At 47.5% G+C, this 14,271-nt stretch carries 17 protein-coding genes; 11 read left to right on the top strand and 6 right to left on the bottom strand.

Annotated features, from left to right (window positions below; translation table 11 throughout):
* Positions 1-458, top strand: a 458-nt coding sequence (locus tag JHC35_RS01220; RefSeq protein ID WP_295041556.1) for an alpha-isopropylmalate synthase regulatory domain-containing protein, incomplete at its 5' end; no start/stop codon positions are given.
* Here the strand turns inward: JHC35_RS01220 and JHC35_RS01215 are convergent.
* The 3 genes from JHC35_RS01215 to JHC35_RS01205 are packed head-to-tail and all read right to left on the bottom strand — an operon-like array spanning position 438 to position 1,307.
* Entirely contained in the window at positions 438-728 is a 291-nt protein-coding gene (locus tag JHC35_RS01215; protein ID WP_295041555.1) for a hypothetical protein, read from the bottom strand. The two genes, JHC35_RS01220 and JHC35_RS01215, sit on opposite strands and share 21 nt — an antisense overlap.
* A 38-nt stretch (positions 729-766) precedes the next feature.
* On the bottom strand, positions 767-1,006 hold the full coding sequence (locus JHC35_RS01210; protein WP_295041554.1) for a CopG family transcriptional regulator: 240 nt from the start codon (positions 1,004-1,006) through the stop codon (positions 767-769).
* Entirely contained in the window at positions 996-1,307 is a 312-nt protein-coding gene (locus JHC35_RS01205; RefSeq protein ID WP_295041553.1) for a BrnT family toxin, read from the bottom strand. Before JHC35_RS01205 ends, JHC35_RS01210 begins: the two co-directional genes overlap by 11 nt.
* Positions 1,308-1,529: 222 nt before the next feature.
* On the opposite strand from JHC35_RS01205, the gene alaS reads away from it, so the two are divergent.
* The 6 genes from alaS to JHC35_RS01175 are packed head-to-tail and all read left to right on the top strand — an operon-like array spanning position 1,530 to position 8,979.
* On the top strand, positions 1,530-4,085 hold the full coding sequence (gene alaS, locus JHC35_RS01200; RefSeq protein WP_295041557.1) for an alanine--tRNA ligase: 2,556 nt from the start codon (positions 1,530-1,532) through the stop codon (positions 4,083-4,085).
* Positions 4,082-4,618, top strand: a complete 537-nt coding sequence (locus JHC35_RS01195; RefSeq protein WP_295041552.1) for a hypothetical protein — start codon at positions 4,082-4,084, stop codon at positions 4,616-4,618. The genes alaS and JHC35_RS01195 overlap by 4 nt, the downstream gene beginning before the upstream one ends.
* Positions 4,619-4,621: 3 nt before the next feature.
* A complete protein-coding gene (maf, locus tag JHC35_RS01190) occupies positions 4,622-5,167 on the top strand; it encodes a septum formation inhibitor Maf (RefSeq protein WP_295041551.1) in 546 nt (181 codons plus the stop codon).
* Entirely contained in the window at positions 5,164-6,273 is a 1,110-nt protein-coding gene (locus JHC35_RS01185; protein WP_295041550.1) for a pyridoxal phosphate-dependent aminotransferase family protein, read from the top strand. Before maf ends, JHC35_RS01185 begins: the two co-directional genes overlap by 4 nt.
* Positions 6,274-6,277: 4 nt before the next feature.
* A complete protein-coding gene (locus tag JHC35_RS01180) occupies positions 6,278-6,976 on the top strand; it encodes an ATP-binding cassette domain-containing protein (RefSeq protein ID WP_295041549.1) in 699 nt (232 codons plus the stop codon).
* 38 nt (positions 6,977-7,014) lie between these two features.
* Positions 7,015-8,979 (top strand): PBP1A family penicillin-binding protein, encoded by a 1,965-nt coding sequence (locus JHC35_RS01175; RefSeq protein WP_295041548.1) that lies wholly within the window; start codon positions 7,015-7,017, stop codon positions 8,977-8,979.
* On the opposite strand, the gene JHC35_RS01170 is transcribed toward JHC35_RS01175, so the two are convergent.
* Positions 8,976-9,539: a DedA family protein gene (locus tag JHC35_RS01170; RefSeq protein ID WP_295041547.1), complete on the bottom strand. Its 564-nt coding sequence runs from the start codon at positions 9,537-9,539 to the stop codon at positions 8,976-8,978. The genes JHC35_RS01175 and JHC35_RS01170 overlap by 4 nt on opposite strands.
* Before the next feature lie 14 nt (positions 9,540-9,553).
* Positions 9,554-11,527, bottom strand: a complete 1,974-nt coding sequence (gene uvrB, locus JHC35_RS01165) for an excinuclease ABC subunit UvrB (protein WP_295041546.1) — start codon at positions 11,525-11,527, stop codon at positions 9,554-9,556.
* A 156-nt stretch (positions 11,528-11,683) separates the two neighbouring features.
* On the opposite strand from uvrB, the gene JHC35_RS01160 reads away from it, so the two are divergent.
* The 4 genes from JHC35_RS01160 to JHC35_RS01145 all read left to right on the top strand — a co-directional run bounded on the left by JHC35_RS01160 (position 11,684) and on the right by JHC35_RS01145 (position 13,008).
* Positions 11,684-11,956, top strand: a complete 273-nt coding sequence (locus tag JHC35_RS01160) for a hypothetical protein (protein ID WP_295041545.1) — start codon at positions 11,684-11,686, stop codon at positions 11,954-11,956.
* Positions 11,953-12,177, top strand: coding sequence for a hypothetical protein (locus tag JHC35_RS01155; protein WP_295041544.1), 225 nt, complete (start codon positions 11,953-11,955; stop codon positions 12,175-12,177). Before JHC35_RS01160 ends, JHC35_RS01155 begins: the two co-directional genes overlap by 4 nt.
* Before the next feature lie 89 nt (positions 12,178-12,266).
* A complete protein-coding gene (locus JHC35_RS01150; RefSeq protein WP_295041543.1) occupies positions 12,267-12,596 on the top strand; it encodes a hypothetical protein in 330 nt (109 codons plus the stop codon).
* 118 nt (positions 12,597-12,714) lie between these two features.
* Positions 12,715-13,008 carry a c-type cytochrome gene (locus JHC35_RS01145; RefSeq protein ID WP_295041542.1) on the top strand — a complete coding sequence of 98 codons (294 nt, stop codon included), beginning with the start codon at positions 12,715-12,717 and terminating at the stop codon, positions 13,006-13,008.
* A 75-nt stretch (positions 13,009-13,083) separates the two neighbouring features.
* Here JHC35_RS01145 and JHC35_RS01140 read toward each other — a convergent pair.
* The coding region (locus JHC35_RS01140; RefSeq protein WP_295041541.1) for a HAMP domain-containing sensor histidine kinase at positions 13,084-14,271 on the bottom strand (1,188 nt) is incomplete at its 5' end.

Genomic DNA, 14,271 nt, shown 5'->3' with positions numbered 1-14,271 from the left:
ACCCTGAAATCGGACGTATCGTTCAGCACGTTACCGATGAAGCGGGACGCGAACTTACCAGCGAAGAGATTTTGGAGATTTTTGAAAGAACCTATTTTGGTGAGCCACATGACATTGAGTTTATCGATTACTCGGTGATCTCAGAGAGTGCCAAGGGTCATTTGGCGAAATGTGTGTTGGAATACACCCATAACGGCAAGCTGATCCGTAGTGAAGGGGAGGGGAACGGTCCGATTGATGCGTGTAAAAATGCCTTAATGAAAGAGTATTCTCACGGATTCAAAATCCTCTCGTACAGCGAGCACTCACGAGGAGAGCTTTCCAGTGCCGAAGCGGTTGCCTACATCGAGATTCAGACGGAGAGTTTGGAGAAATTTTTCGGTGTCGGATGCGATAACGATATTACTGTCGCTTCGATTAAAGCGATGTTTAGCGCTCTAAATCGAGCGTTTTCGTAACTTAACCGATTGGTCGAAATCTTTCCTCATTTTTTTAACTACAAAAAACGTAGTAATGGGGAGAGAGATCACAGTAATAACTGCACTCCAAGCCAACGTAAATATTGGCAGTCCAAAATCATCCGTTCCAACTAACAGAGGATTTAAAATATCGTATACATTTCCTACTATTACTATTGATAAAGCAAAAATAAAAATAGTAATGAGCAAAATTATTGGAATAGCAAAAAAGAGAAGTAATGCTTTTTTAAACAACCAGCTATCATACATAAAGTGTATTCCTTTTATTCCACAAAGAAATTAATATTTTAGCTCGCCTTATGCGCCTGTTCCTCTTTTAACCGTTCAGCAATCCAAACCTTGATAATCGATTGGCGTGTCACCCCGATCTTTTTAGCTTCGATGTCGAGTGCATTAACTATCCATTCGGGAAAATCGACATTTACTTTTTTCGGTTGTGTGCCGATCCGTTTGGCAGTGGTGAGATCGAGATGCTCACTTATATCTTCGCCTGAGTCAAATAGGGCGTCTAATTCTTCAGCTTTCATCATAAATCCTTTTTTCATTTTCTCTCGTTCGACGTACCGAAATCAGCCGAACACTATCACCGCGATAGGTATAAAACGCGATCCAAATTTTCTCTTCGATCTTGCCGATAAGCGCATATCGGCTTTCGCTATCACTTTTCGCTCTGATTTCCAGCGCATTAGGATCACCCCATAATAACTGTGCTCTTTCAAAGTCGATGCCGTGCTTGTGTAGGTTGGAGCTACTTTTATCAGGATCATACTCAAAGGTCACGATGAGGTTCTCACTTCTTTTGTATTTTAGATATAAAAATAGTATCATTTCTATACTTTTATGTCAACTTTTTGTGAAAAGATTAGCTACTTTTTTGTTCCGTCAAAAAAGTAGGCAAAAAACCTCAATCCCATCAGCAAATCGCTGACGCGACTTTTGGCACTTCTGCCATCGCGTGTCGCTTTCAAGGATGCTGATGGGATTTTCTACATTATTTAAACCCATCTTCGCTATAATCGCGCAATTTTTACTAACGGTGAGTAAACCATGATGGATGTCCGCGAAGCTTTTTTAGCCTTTTTTGAATCAAAACAACACGCACGGGTTCCGAGTTCCCCCCTCGTCCCTGATGATGCAACCCTCCTTTTCACCAATGCGGGGATGGTTCCGTTTAAGTCGATCTTTACGGGCGATATTCCGATCCCTGCCAACCCGCGTGCGACCAGTGCACAGACCTGTATCCGCGCCGGCGGTAAACACAATGACTTGGAGAATGTCGGTCATACGGCGCGTCACCATACGTTTTTTGAGATGCTCGGAAACTTCAGTTTCGGCGATTATTTCAAAGAGGAGGCGATTGCTTATGCGTGGGAATTTGTGACCGAAGTAATGAAGCTTCCTAAAGAAAAGCTGTGGGTAACCGTCCATGAGTCTGATGATGAAGCCGAAGCAATCTGGAAAAAACATATTGCCGCTGATCGCATCATGCGTCTTGGCGATAAGGACAATTTCTGGCAAATGGGGGATACCGGACCGTGTGGACCGTGTTCGGAGATCTTCATCGATCAGGGTGCGGAAGCGTTTAACGGTCCTGAGGACTACATGGGGGGAGACGGAGACCGTTTTTTGGAGATCTGGAATCTCGTTTTCATGCAGTATGAGAAAAAAGTGAAAGATGGTCCGTTGATTCCGTTGCCGAAACCATCGATTGATACGGGGATGGGGTTGGAACGTGCTACTGCGGTACTCGAAGGGGTGACCAGTAACTACGACAGCAGCCTCTTTATGCCGATTATCCGTAAAGTCGAAGCACTGATCGGCAAACCGTACGTGTATGCGAGCGGTGCTTCGTACCGTGTTATCGCCGATCATATCCGCACCGTCACCTTCTTGCTTGCACAGGGGACAAACTTCTCGAACGAAGGTCGCGGATACGTTCTTCGCCGTATTTTACGCCGTGCGGTACGTCACGGATATTTGCTCGGATTTACTAAACCGTTTATGTATGAAGTTGCCGATACCGTTGCGGAAGTGATGGGGAAACAATACCCGTATATCGTGGAAAAACTGGCGGTGCTCAAAGAGCAAATGATGCTCGAAGAGGAGCGGTTCTTTAAAACGATCGCATCGGGAATCGAGTTGTTCAATGAAGAGCTTGAAAATACCAAAGAGGTGTTCAGCGGCGAAGTGGCGTTTAAACTCTACGATACGTTCGGATTCCCGCTCGATTTGACCGAAGATATGCTTCGTGAGAAGAATATGAGCCTCGATGTTGAGAAATTTGAAGCGTTGATGGGCGAACAACGCGCCCGTGCGAAAGCGGCATGGAGAGGTTCGGGAGACGCTCACGTCGAGGGGGATTTCAAAGCCCTTTTGGAGACGTTCGGGGTTAATACTTTCATCGGATATGGATATACCAAGGCACCGGTGAAAATTCTCTCACTTCTCTCCGAGAGCTTTGAGCGGGTTGATCAACTCCATGCCTCTCAACGCGGATGGGTGCTTCTCGAAGAGACTCCGTTTTATGCGGAGAGCGGGGGACAATGCGGCGATACCGGAAAACTCGGAGACAAAGCGGCAGTTTTGGATACCAAAAAGTTCCACGGTTTGAACCTTTCTCACATCGAAACTAAAGCGACTTTGAGTGTCGGTGAAACGGTCGATGCAATCGTCGATCCAGAGCGTAACGAGATCGCCAAACATCACTCCGCGACTCACTTGCTCCATGCGGCGTTGTATGAGATTTTGGGAGATCATATCGCTCAAGCGGGATCGTTGGTGGAGCACAATCGCCTCCGCTTTGACTTCTCCCACCCAAAAGCGATGAGTACAGAGGAGATCGCTCTTGTCGAAGAGCGGGTCAATCATCACATCTTCCACGCACTGGAGGGGATGACTCGGGAGATGAGTATCGATGAGGCAAAAAAATGCGGTGCAAAAGCGCAATTCGGTGAGAAATACGGCGATACGGTTCGTGTTGTCAATTTCGGTACGGCATCGGTCGAGTTTTGCGGCGGTATCCACGTCGATAACACTGCAACCATCGGAACATTCGTCATCGTCAAAGAGAGCGGAGTGAGCGCAGGTGTACGCCGTATCGAAGCGGTGTGCGGTAATGCGGCATACAATCTCTTTAAACAGCAGCGTCACCTCTTGGAATCGGTCGAAGCGTCGGTGAAAAACCGCGACGTTTTGGCGGGTATCGAGCGACTCAAAGAGCAGGTGAAAACGCTCAAGCATGAAATAAATACATTGGCATCGTCGGCAAAAGAAGAGCTTGCCGTGTCGATGATCGGCTCAACAGCGGTTGTAGTCGCAGAACTCGGGGTGGGAGACATCAAAGAACGGATCGATGAGTTGAAAAATCAGCACGATTCGGTTGCGGTGATTTTGTTCCAAGTCAAAGACGATAAAGTTCTTATTGCGGCAGGGGCGAAAAATACGAGCGTCAAAGCGGGCGATTGGATCAAAGCAGTTGCACCGATCCTCGGAGGCGGCGGCGGCGGACGGAGTGATTTTGCCCAAGCAGGCGGAAAAGATGCCAGCAAACTCTCTGAAGCCAAAGAATCGGCATTGGCATATGTGACACAGGAGCTCTCAAAATGAAAGAATTTTTGATCGAAACGTTTGCTCACCACCGTACCTTGATCGTATTTTTACACATCATCAGTGCGGTTATATGGGTCGGAGGGATGATTGCCATCCGCTTTGCGGCACATCAGTCGCTCTCGATGATTGCCGATCCGAAAATCCGTTTGGAGCGTGCCGCGCATACACTCAAACGTCTTTTTGCCTTGGTGACTCCGTTTGTCTTAACCCTCATTATTACAGCCGTATTGATGGCGGTAGGACTCGGATTCCGTGCGGCAGCGATGGATGCAACCGGTCATGTCATCGATGAATACGCGATGAGCGTTTACAATACCGTCCATATCAAAGAGGCGATTTGGCTCATCATGACGCTCAATCTCGCAGCAATGATGTTTCGTCGCCGTAAAGCAGAATTAGCGTTGCATGAAGGCAATTTGGAAGAGGCGAAAGAAGCTCTTGGTTTGATCGCCAAAACTATGGTACCTGTCAATATTGCCCTCGGCGTAACCGCTATCTTTATCGGTGTGGTACTCCGAAACGCATATTAAGCTATGATACGCTTAGCGTCCTCCTCAATCACCCGTGCCGAGCTTCTTCGAGTGGCCGGTATCCCTTTTATCCAAGAGTCTATCGACTACGATGAAGACTCCATCGTTGCAACCTCTCCCAAAAACTTTGTCTATCAAGCGACACTGGGAAAATACCGAGTCAATTTTGAGAAATTTGGATGTGCAGATTATCCGCTGCTCGTTGCTGATACGGTCGTAACAGCTCAGGGAAAAATTTTGCGCAAAGCCAAAGACGAAGCGGAGGCTCGGGCTATTTTGGCGACCCAAAGCGGTTCCGAAACCGATATTATTACCTGCATGATCTACAAAACTCCCCGTCTTGAACTGTGTGATATTTCCATTACCCGCTATTTTTTCAACCCTTTTGAACCCTCAGATATTGATCGCTATATGCAAAGCGGTGAGTGGCGAGGCAAAGCGGGAGCGTGTATGGTGGAGGGGTTTTGCAAACCCTACATCCGTGAAGTACGCGGGTTTGAGAGTACCGCGATGGGACTGTGTACCGAAGTGCTAAAGCGGTTTTTATGATGAACCACCCGTACGAATCCGAACTCAAAGCGCTACAGCGTTCCGGTCGTTACCGTGAACGCCATATACGCGATGATGCCTTGATCGATGCCGCATCAAACGATTATTTGGGATTGGCGGAAAATCCGCAGCTGCACCGAAAAGCGTGTGAAACCCTCTCTCGATATGCCGATCACGCTCCTAAAGCTTCCATGCTGGTCAATGGCTACCATCCCATCCATGCGGCGTTTGAAGAGGCGTTATGCAAAGCGAACGGCTTTGAAGCTTCAATCGTCATGGGGAGCGGGTTTAACGCCAATATCGGTCTCATCGAAGCGCTGGTACGCAAAGGGGATGTGTTACTCATGGACGAAGAGTACCATGCCAGCGGTATCGCGGGTGCTCGAATGTGTGAAGGGGAAGTGATTTTTTTCCTGCACAACGATGCTGCGGCGTTGCAACAGGAGTTGGAGCGTTTTAGCGGCAAACGTGTCATCGTAGCGGTAGAGGGGATCTACTCGATGGGGGGAGATCGGGTGAGCCGCGAGATCATTGAACTTGCCATGGCGTATGAGAGTATTTTGATATTGGATGAAGCACACAGCAGCGGCGTAATCGGAGAGCACCTGATGGGGATACTCGATTATTATGCGATCGCTCCGACACCGCTGATGGTCAAAATGGGGACGCTCGGAAAAGCGTACGGAAGTTTCGGTGCGTATGTCCTTTCATCGGCGCATATCAGCCATTATCTGATCAACCGCGCAAAAAATGTGATCTATGCGACCGCACCGTCGCTATATGACACGGCATTGGCACATCATGCGTTGGAGTACATTCAAACCCATACGCAGAGTTTGCGTGAAGCGATCCGATCTCGTCAACACATCGTTTATGAGACACTGGGGATCGAGTGTGCGGGATTGATTGTCCCTGTTGAAATCGGCGACAACCGTGACGTGATACGGCTTCAAGAGATCCTAAAAAACGAGATGGGAATCCATGTCGGCGCAATCCGCCAGCCGACGGTTAAAAAAGCGATTATACGCCTTATCGCGCGGGTTATGATGGATGAAAAGGTTTTGCGTGATGTATGTGAGCGTTTAACACAGATTTGGGTAAAATAGCGTCATGAACTCTATCCATATCGATCGGCTTAGAATCGGACATTTCGATACGGTATTGGTTGATATTTCATTCGAAATTCGACATTCATTGGCATTGGTTGGGGAAAGCGGAAGCGGTAAATCTTTGAGTCTCAAAGCATTGCTGGGTTTGTTGGACCCACCGTTGGAGATGCGTCTTGAAAAACGATCCGATTTTGAGTGGAAACGGGGCGACACCGTCTCTCTTGTTCCTCAAAATCCGTTTACGGCGCTTTCACCGTTGACCCGTATCAAAGATCAGATATTTTTGGGACGTGATCGATGCGAAGCGCTTTTTACGATGCTCGACTTGGACGTATCGTTGCTGGAGCGGTTTCCTCCTGAACTCTCAGGTGGGCAGTTGCAGCGCGTTGTTGTGGCGATTGCTTTAGGATCACATCCGAAGCTTTTGCTACTGGATGAGCCTACTACGGCACTTGATCCAACCTCAAAAGAGACTATGATCACATTGCTAAAAGCATTGCAAAAATCGATGGATTTTAAAATGTTGTTTGTGACCCACGATATGAGTGTCGCATCCGAACTGTGTGAGGATATTTGTGTATTGCGGAACGGTTCTGTAGTTGAAGAGGGGTTAATGGCAGATGTGATTGCTCACCCGAAAGAAGAATATACCCAAGCGTTGATAAACGCCGAATTTAAAACTCGAGGATTTAGAAATTGATCAATAACCTCCATGATGAAGTACCGACAAGGTCTAAAATGAAAAAATATCTGCTTATTGGCTTGAGTATCGCCATTATGGTTCCGATCGGATTTTTGGGATATCTGATTTATTCTTTTGAATACGAAACCCAAAAGCTGATCAAATATCAGCCCCGCTTGACGACCGAAGTGTACGACCGTAATGGGAATAAAATCGCCAACCTTTTCAGTGATGAGCACCGTTATTATGTCTCGTATGAAAACATTCCGCCGCGTTTGATCGAAGCGTTGTTGGCGATCGAAGATACAACCTTCTTCGAACACAGCGGAGTTAACCCCGATGCTATTTTGCGTGCAATCCTCAAAGACTTAACCGCCGGAAAACTCAAAGAAGGGGCGAGTACGATCACGCAGCAGTTGGTCAAAAATACCCTTTTGAACCGTGAAAAGAAATTTTCCCGTAAGTTCAAAGAGGTGCTGTATGCGATTCGTATTGAGCAAGAACTCTCAAAAGAACAAATTTTAGAGCGCTATTTCAATGAGATCTATCTCGGTCACGGCTATTACGGCGTCAAAACGGCTGCGGACGGATATTTCCGAAAACCGCTCAAGGAGTTGACCCTCAAAGAGATGGCGATGCTGGTGGGGCTTCCGAAAGCACCGAACTTTTATGCTCCGACCAAAAACTATGAACTCTCACTGGGGCGCGCGAACCGTGTCATTGGTCGTATGTATGAGCTCGGATGGATCGATCAGGCAACCTATGAAAAATCGATCCAAGAGCGACCGAAAGTCTATAATGATACCCTTAGTCAAAACTCAGGGCCCTACATTATCGATGAGGTTATGCGTCAGTTGAGCGATGCGTTTCCTGATATTCGCAGCGGCGGGTACAAAATCTACACAACTATCGACATGCGCCTTCAGGAAGCAGGCTATAAAGCGCTTCAATCAGGGCGTGAAGAGATCCTAAAACGGGCTCAGGAAGCGGGTGACTTGGATGAGAATATGCAACGTCAGCTCAACGGTGCCCTGATCAGTCTTGACCCGCGCAGCGGAGAGATTTTGGCGATGGTCGGCGGATACGATTATTCACTCAGTCCGTACAACCGCGTAACACAGGCAAAACGCCAGCCGGGATCAGCATTTAAACCGTTCTTGTACCAAGTTGCTCTGGATAGCGGTATGTCTCCGTCGTCCATGGTTCCCGATATTGCCCGAACTTACACCTATTCGGGGGATAACGGCGAAGAGAAAACATGGACCCCTAAGAACTACAAAAATGAGTACAAAGGGATGGTCACCATCCGTGATGCTCTGACCCATTCTCGTAACCTTGCGACGATCAATATGGTGAGCGATATGGGATTCGGTAAAATCGTTGAGGGGCTTCGCCGTTACGGGATTACCGAAAAACTCCCACCGGATTTGTCGATTGCGCTCGGAACGATATCGATTTCACCCATTGATTTAGCAAAATATTATACGATGTTCGCCAGCGGCGGTGCGTTGACCAATCCGATGTTGATTCGTCAGGTTATTACGCCGACGGGAGAGACCATCCAGTATCAAAATAAAAGCCGTCAGGTGAATACGCCGCAGCAAATTTACCTTATGACTTCGATTCTCAAAGACGTCGTTATGTACGGAACGGGGACAACGGCTCGTGTTAGCGGGATAGAGATTGCGGGTAAAACAGGGACGACCAATGACAACGTCGATGCTTGGTTTGCGGGGTATTCACCGACTGTTGAAACGATCGTATGGTTCGGAAATGACAACAATACCCCTATGAGACGAAGTGAAACGGGTGGACGGGCTGCCGGACCGGTATTCAAATATTTTTATGAAGATCTACTGCGTATTTATCCAAATACGAAGCGAACATTCGATGTGCCGCCGGGAGTTTATCTTGGACCACGCGGTGATGGCAACGCGAGCGAATCGTATACCGATACGTCAGCGGCTCCGGATGCTACAGAACAAGAGGCACCGAAAACGGCAGAAAAACTGCTGTTTTAATTTTTCTTCTTTGTGGCGGAGGAGAGATACAACCATGTAGCTCCGCCGACAACGACAAGCGTTACAGGCGCGAGATACGGTTTTGCGGCAATCAAATCATACGCTTTGATCAATGCCCCTCCAAAAACATAGCTTCCCCCTCCGACAACAACTGCCCAAATTGCCGCACCGAGTGCGTTATACGCGCTGAATTTCCAAAAATCGTACTTGGTTAAACCGATGGCAAGGGTAACCAGTGTTTTGAGTCCGTAGATGAATTTTTTGACGACAATAATCCAAGAACCGTTGCGTTTGAGCAAGAGATGGGAAAATGCCAGTTTTCGGCGGTGCTTTTTGAAATACTCCATCATTTCACGTTTGTGATAACGGGAGAGGTAAAACATCAGCGAATCGCCGATAAAGTTTGCCGCAAAAGCGATAGCGATGGAGAGGGAGAGATCCATTTTTCCCATAAAACTAAGTACTCCCGCTCCCAAAAGGGCGACGAAACCGCCTCCCAGCGAGTAGAGAAATAAAACAATATAACCGTACGTTGCGAGGTTTTTGAGCATATCATCCATATAAAAAAGTCCTTTTAAAGTTTTCGTATTTTTGCGATTTCATCGCGCAGCCTTGCCGCTTCTTCAAATTCGAGTTTTTTGGCCGCTTCTCTCATTTTGATGTTCAGCTCTTCGATCAGTTTTTTCCGCTCCGCTGCCGGTAATGTTTTCGCTTTTTTGGAACGATTGTACAATTCGGCAGGATCTTCGAGTTTGAGATTTTCGTCCAAAGAGCGTTTCGTTGTCGTCGGGATGATTCCGTGCGTTTGGTTGAAAGCATCTTGCGCCGCACGGCGCTCAGTCGTCGTTTTGATCGCACGCTCCATTGATCCGGTGATTTTATCGGCATAGAGGAGAACGCGTCCGTGTTCGTTACGCGCCGCCCGCCCGATGGTTTGGATCAGAGAGGTTTCGGAACGGAGAAAGCCTTCTTTGTCGGCATCGAGGATCGCAACGAGACTTACTTCGGGTAAATCCAGCCCCTCTCGCAAGAGGTTGATCCCGATTAACACATCGAAATCTCCGACCCGCAGACCGCGAATGATCTGGTTACGCTCGATGGCATCGATTTCGGAGTGCATGTACTGCACTTTGACCCCCAAATCGGCGAGATATTTTGTGAGGGCTTCGGCCATTTTTTTGGTGAGGACAGTGACGAGGACACGGTCGCCGAGGGCTACCGTTTTTTTAATCTCGTCGTGGAGATCTTCGACTTGATTGCTGATCGGTTTGATCGTGATGAGCGGATCGAGCAAACCAGTCGGACGGATGATTTGGTGTGCCAGAGTCGTAGAGAGTCCAAGCTCCTGCGCGGCAGGGGTTGCGGAGACGAACATGTAGTGGGGCGCTTTTTCGATAAATTCATCGATCATCAGGGGACGGTTGTCGAGTGCGCTCGGCAGACGGAAGCCGTATTCGACGAGCACCTCTTTACGACTCCGATCCCCCGCAAACATTCCTCGAAACTGCGGAAGACTCACGTGGCTTTCATCGACGATGATGAGATATTTGTCGTGATGGAGGGCAAAATAATCAAGGAGGGTATAGGGGGCTTCCCCGGGCTTTTTGTCGGTGAGATGGCGCGAATAGTTTTCGATCCCTTTGCACATCCCTGTCGCTTGGAGCATCTCCAAATCAAATTCGCATCGCTGTTTAAGCCGCTGTGCTTCGACAATTTTACCTTGCTTATTGAGTTCGGCTAGCCGTTCCCCCAACTCGTCCTCGATCCGTTTGATAGCACGGGAGAGTTTCTCTTGTCCTACGGCAAACTGGCTGGTGGCATAGAGGGTGAAGGTTTTGATGTTCTCTATAACCGAATTATTGAGGGGATCAAATATCGCGATGCGTTCGATCTCATCGCCAAAAAACTCGATCCGCAGTGCCTGATCTTGCCAATATGGCGGGAAGATATCGACCACTTCGCCGTTTACTCGAAAATGTCCTCCGTCAAAATAGCCATCGTTTCGGGCATACCCCATCTCGACCAGACGTAGGAGGAGCCTTTTTTGGTTCATCTCATCACCCAGCGCAAAGACCTGTACCATTTTTTCATACTCTTGCGGATCTCCAAGCCCGTAGTTTGCAGATACCGAGGCAACGACGATAACATCATCGTAGCTGAGAAGATTAGCCGTAGCGGAGAGTCTTAGCCGCTCCAGCTCGTCGTTGATAGAGCTGTCTTTTTCGATAAAGAGATCTTGGCGCGGGATATACGCTTCGGGCTGATAATAGTCGTAGTAGCTGATGAAGTACTCGACATGGTTTTCGGGAAAGAAACTTTTGAACTCGCTGTAGAGTTGTGCCGCGAGGGTTTTGTTGTGGGTCATGATGATGGTCGGCAGTTGCACCTGCTCGATCACCCGCGCCATCGTCATGGTTTTACCCGAACCTGTCACCCCTTCTAATGCGACGTAGCGTTCACCGCGCTTGATAGCCGAGGAGAGGGTATCGATAGCGACGGGTTGGTCCCCTGCTGGCTGATAGGGGGTATGGACTTTAAAAATCGGCAAAAGAGACCCTCAAAAATAGATGCGAAATTATAGCGGATTATCCATTTTTAACACACCGCAGGCAGAGGGTTCCATACTGAAATCCTGCACATACGAATGAATTGTTTCTCTTCTGTGATAAAATTACGACAAAGACTCTATCTGCCAAGGTTTATGATGCTATTCAATCCCACTCCACTCGAAAAACTGACAACCCTCATTAACGATTTGCTTGAAAAACAAGTCGCACTCAAAGAAGAGCTTGAATCCCTTCGCATTGAAAGCGCTTCCATGCGCGAAAACGAAGAGAGCAAAGATGCTGAAATCCAGCGTTTGCACGGTGCACTTGCATCTAAAGACGAAGAGATCAAAATGCTCAACGATGATTTAGCTGCCAAAGATGCCGAAATTGAAGCGATCGTAGCGAAAATTGAAAGTCTTCTTGGATGAAAACCAAAGTATCCCTCACTATCAATGCCAAACGCTATGACATTGATGTCGAGGACGATTTTGCCCGATTTTTAACCCAGCAAATGAAGCAGGATTTTGCTTTTGAGGGGAATAATGATCTTAAACTTCTCCTTCAAGCGTATGTCCGTAAAAGTTTCGCGCTGTATGAGCAAGAGAAACAAATCAATCTATTGATTGACCGTCTCGAAAACCTCCAATAATCCTCCACAATCGATTCACAATCTTTTTTTAAACTGCTTTTATCCAAAGAGAATCTCTAAAGAGAAACTCTTTCAAAAGGAGTTGAATTATGAAAAAGTTACTTTCCTTATTGCTCATCAGTGCGTTGAGCGCGTCTATCGCTTCAGCGGATGCGGCATCGGGTCAAAAAGTCTATTTGAAAAACTTCAAAGCGAAGTTCAACATGAACGGAACGAAATTCGCAGCCGAACATACGGTAGGCGAATGGGAAGATCTGTTTGCAAATGATGCCAAAGGGTTCATCGAGGAGTACGGCAAACGGTTTCCGAATGCGTTACCGGTTCTCACCAATCCGGAGATGAAGGATAAGCTTCAAGAGGTGGGCGATTTCGCCAAACAATACGGCAGCGATTCGGGCAATGTACCGAGTTGCGGTTAATTAGGTGTATAAAAGCGCGGCATGCTGCGCGTGAGCTCTCTGCTGAAGAGAACTCAGCGTTAGCGTAGCTATCGGGATGTATTCCGATGGCGTCAAAAAGAAATTAAAAGGATAAAAAATGAAAACGTTGATAGCGATTTTAGGACTTACTGCGATGTTGAGCGCTGCGGATGGCGGTGCTTTGTTTCAAAAATGTGCGGCGTGTCATGGTGCGAAAGCAGAGAAAGCGGCTTTGGGAAAATCCGAAGTGATCGCCGGATGGAGTTCGGCAAAAACGCTTGATGCCCTCAAAGGGTACAAATCGGGAACCCGTAACACCAAAGGGATGGGTGCCATTATGAAAGGGCAAACTGCTTCATTGAGCGATGGCGATATGAAAGCCCTTGCCGATTACGTTGCGGGTCTCAAGTAAACTCTTTTAGCTGCTGCGAGCCGTCGCAGCCAACCCAATTTTGTTTCTGTCATTCTCCTCTGCGTACACAAGGGATTATTCCCACTCCACGCATATCTTCGTCCCCACTTTCTCTTTCGATTCGATCGTAATGTTTAGATGGTACTCTTTGGCGATCATCGCGACAATGTTCAATCCTATCCCAAATCCCCCAACACTTTTATCGGCGCGTGTATAACGTTCAAATACTCGATCAATCATCTCAGAGGGGATACCGATCCCGTTATCGCGGACGCACAATAGAGTATTGTGAAGGGTGATGGAGATCGTGCCGTTCATCTGATTGTATTTGATGGCATTGGAGAGGAGGTTATCCACAATGCGGGTTGCTTTGGTTCGATCGATGATGAGAATGACATCGGTATCGATAGTCAATTCGAGGCTAATCTTTTTTTGCTCGATTCGGTGGCGAAAATACTCCAGCCGCTCATGAATGAGATGCGAAAGGTTGAGCGGGGTATTGTGTACCGCTACATCGTGATTGAGGATGAGGTAGGTGAGATCATCATAGAGTGTCGAGATGGTGCGTGAAGCGATTTCGATTCGGCGGAGTTTTTTCTCCACCGATGGAGGCAATTCTCCCTCATGGAGTGCTTCGATATTGGTGAGAATCGCACTGACGGGGGTGTTCAGCTCATGGGTCGTATCTTTGATAAAGTCGTCGAGTAACGTGATCGCTTCGTTCATCGGACGGAGAATCAGACGAGAGAGAAAAAATCCGACCCCTGCAAGGATCAAAAATAAAACCGCTCCGAATACGAGGGTGATTTCAAGGGCTTGCTGTCTCCACAGCCCGTCATCTTTGGTTTCAAAGATGAGATAAAAATCCCCCATATCATACGGTGCGAGGGGGATAACGAGATAAATATGATTGTTATAGAGGTAGATATTCTCATTAAAATTGATCTCACGGGTGTGCAGCCGAGAGACGATCGCTTTTTTATCGTAGCCGTAAAGGGCAGTTTTATAGGCTAAATCTTTGGGAAAAGTAGATAGGTTACGATCCTGTTCGAGCCAATCACTGAGCTTTGGGACGTAGCTTTCCGATTCGAGCTGCATTGCCAACCGATGAGATGAGAGCATCAGTGTTTTGGCGTATTGATAGTAGAGGACTCCCAGTAATGTCAGAATCAGAACCGACATCACTCCATAGAGGATTAAAAAGCTTTTGAGGGTACGGTATTTAGCGAAATTGATACCCGAGGCGCTTGTGGCTGACAATGG

The sequence above is a fragment of the Sulfuricurvum sp. genome (assembly GCF_022759005.1).
Lineage (GTDB): Bacteria > Campylobacterota > Campylobacteria > Campylobacterales > Sulfurimonadaceae > Sulfuricurvum.
The sequence above is the reverse complement of the archived record's forward strand: the minus strand, read 5'-3'. Positions and strand labels throughout refer to the sequence as shown.

What these genes read in the sequence shown, in the direction of transcription:
- JHC35_RS01155 (WP_295041544.1), top strand. Translation starts at nt 11,953, where the DNA reads ATGAAAACCAAAGTATCCCTCACTATCAATGCCAAACGCTATGACATT.
- JHC35_RS01215 (WP_295041555.1), bottom strand. Translation starts at nt 728, where the DNA reads ATGTATGATAGCTGGTTGTTTAAAAAAGCATTACTTCTCTTTTTTGCT.
- JHC35_RS01175 (WP_295041548.1), top strand. Translation starts at nt 7,015, where the DNA reads ATGAAAAAATATCTGCTTATTGGCTTGAGTATCGCCATTATGGTTCCG.
- JHC35_RS01150 (WP_295041543.1), top strand. Translation starts at nt 12,267, where the DNA reads ATGAAAAAGTTACTTTCCTTATTGCTCATCAGTGCGTTGAGCGCGTCT.
- maf (WP_295041551.1), top strand. Translation starts at nt 4,622, where the DNA reads ATGATACGCTTAGCGTCCTCCTCAATCACCCGTGCCGAGCTTCTTCGA.
- JHC35_RS01180 (WP_295041549.1), top strand. Translation starts at nt 6,278, where the DNA reads ATGAACTCTATCCATATCGATCGGCTTAGAATCGGACATTTCGATACG.
- JHC35_RS01170 (WP_295041547.1), bottom strand. Translation starts at nt 9,539, where the DNA reads ATGGATGATATGCTCAAAAACCTCGCAACGTACGGTTATATTGTTTTA.
- JHC35_RS01185 (WP_295041550.1), top strand. Translation starts at nt 5,164, where the DNA reads ATGATGAACCACCCGTACGAATCCGAACTCAAAGCGCTACAGCGTTCC.
- JHC35_RS01160 (WP_295041545.1), top strand. Translation starts at nt 11,684, where the DNA reads ATGCTATTCAATCCCACTCCACTCGAAAAACTGACAACCCTCATTAAC.
- alaS (WP_295041557.1), top strand. Translation starts at nt 1,530, where the DNA reads ATGGATGTCCGCGAAGCTTTTTTAGCCTTTTTTGAATCAAAACAACAC.
- JHC35_RS01210 (WP_295041554.1), bottom strand. Translation starts at nt 1,006, where the DNA reads ATGAAAGCTGAAGAATTAGACGCCCTATTTGACTCAGGCGAAGATATA.
- JHC35_RS01145 (WP_295041542.1), top strand. Translation starts at nt 12,715, where the DNA reads ATGAAAACGTTGATAGCGATTTTAGGACTTACTGCGATGTTGAGCGCT.
- JHC35_RS01195 (WP_295041552.1), top strand. Translation starts at nt 4,082, where the DNA reads ATGAAAGAATTTTTGATCGAAACGTTTGCTCACCACCGTACCTTGATC.
- JHC35_RS01205 (WP_295041553.1), bottom strand. Translation starts at nt 1,307, where the DNA reads ATGATACTATTTTTATATCTAAAATACAAAAGAAGTGAGAACCTCATC.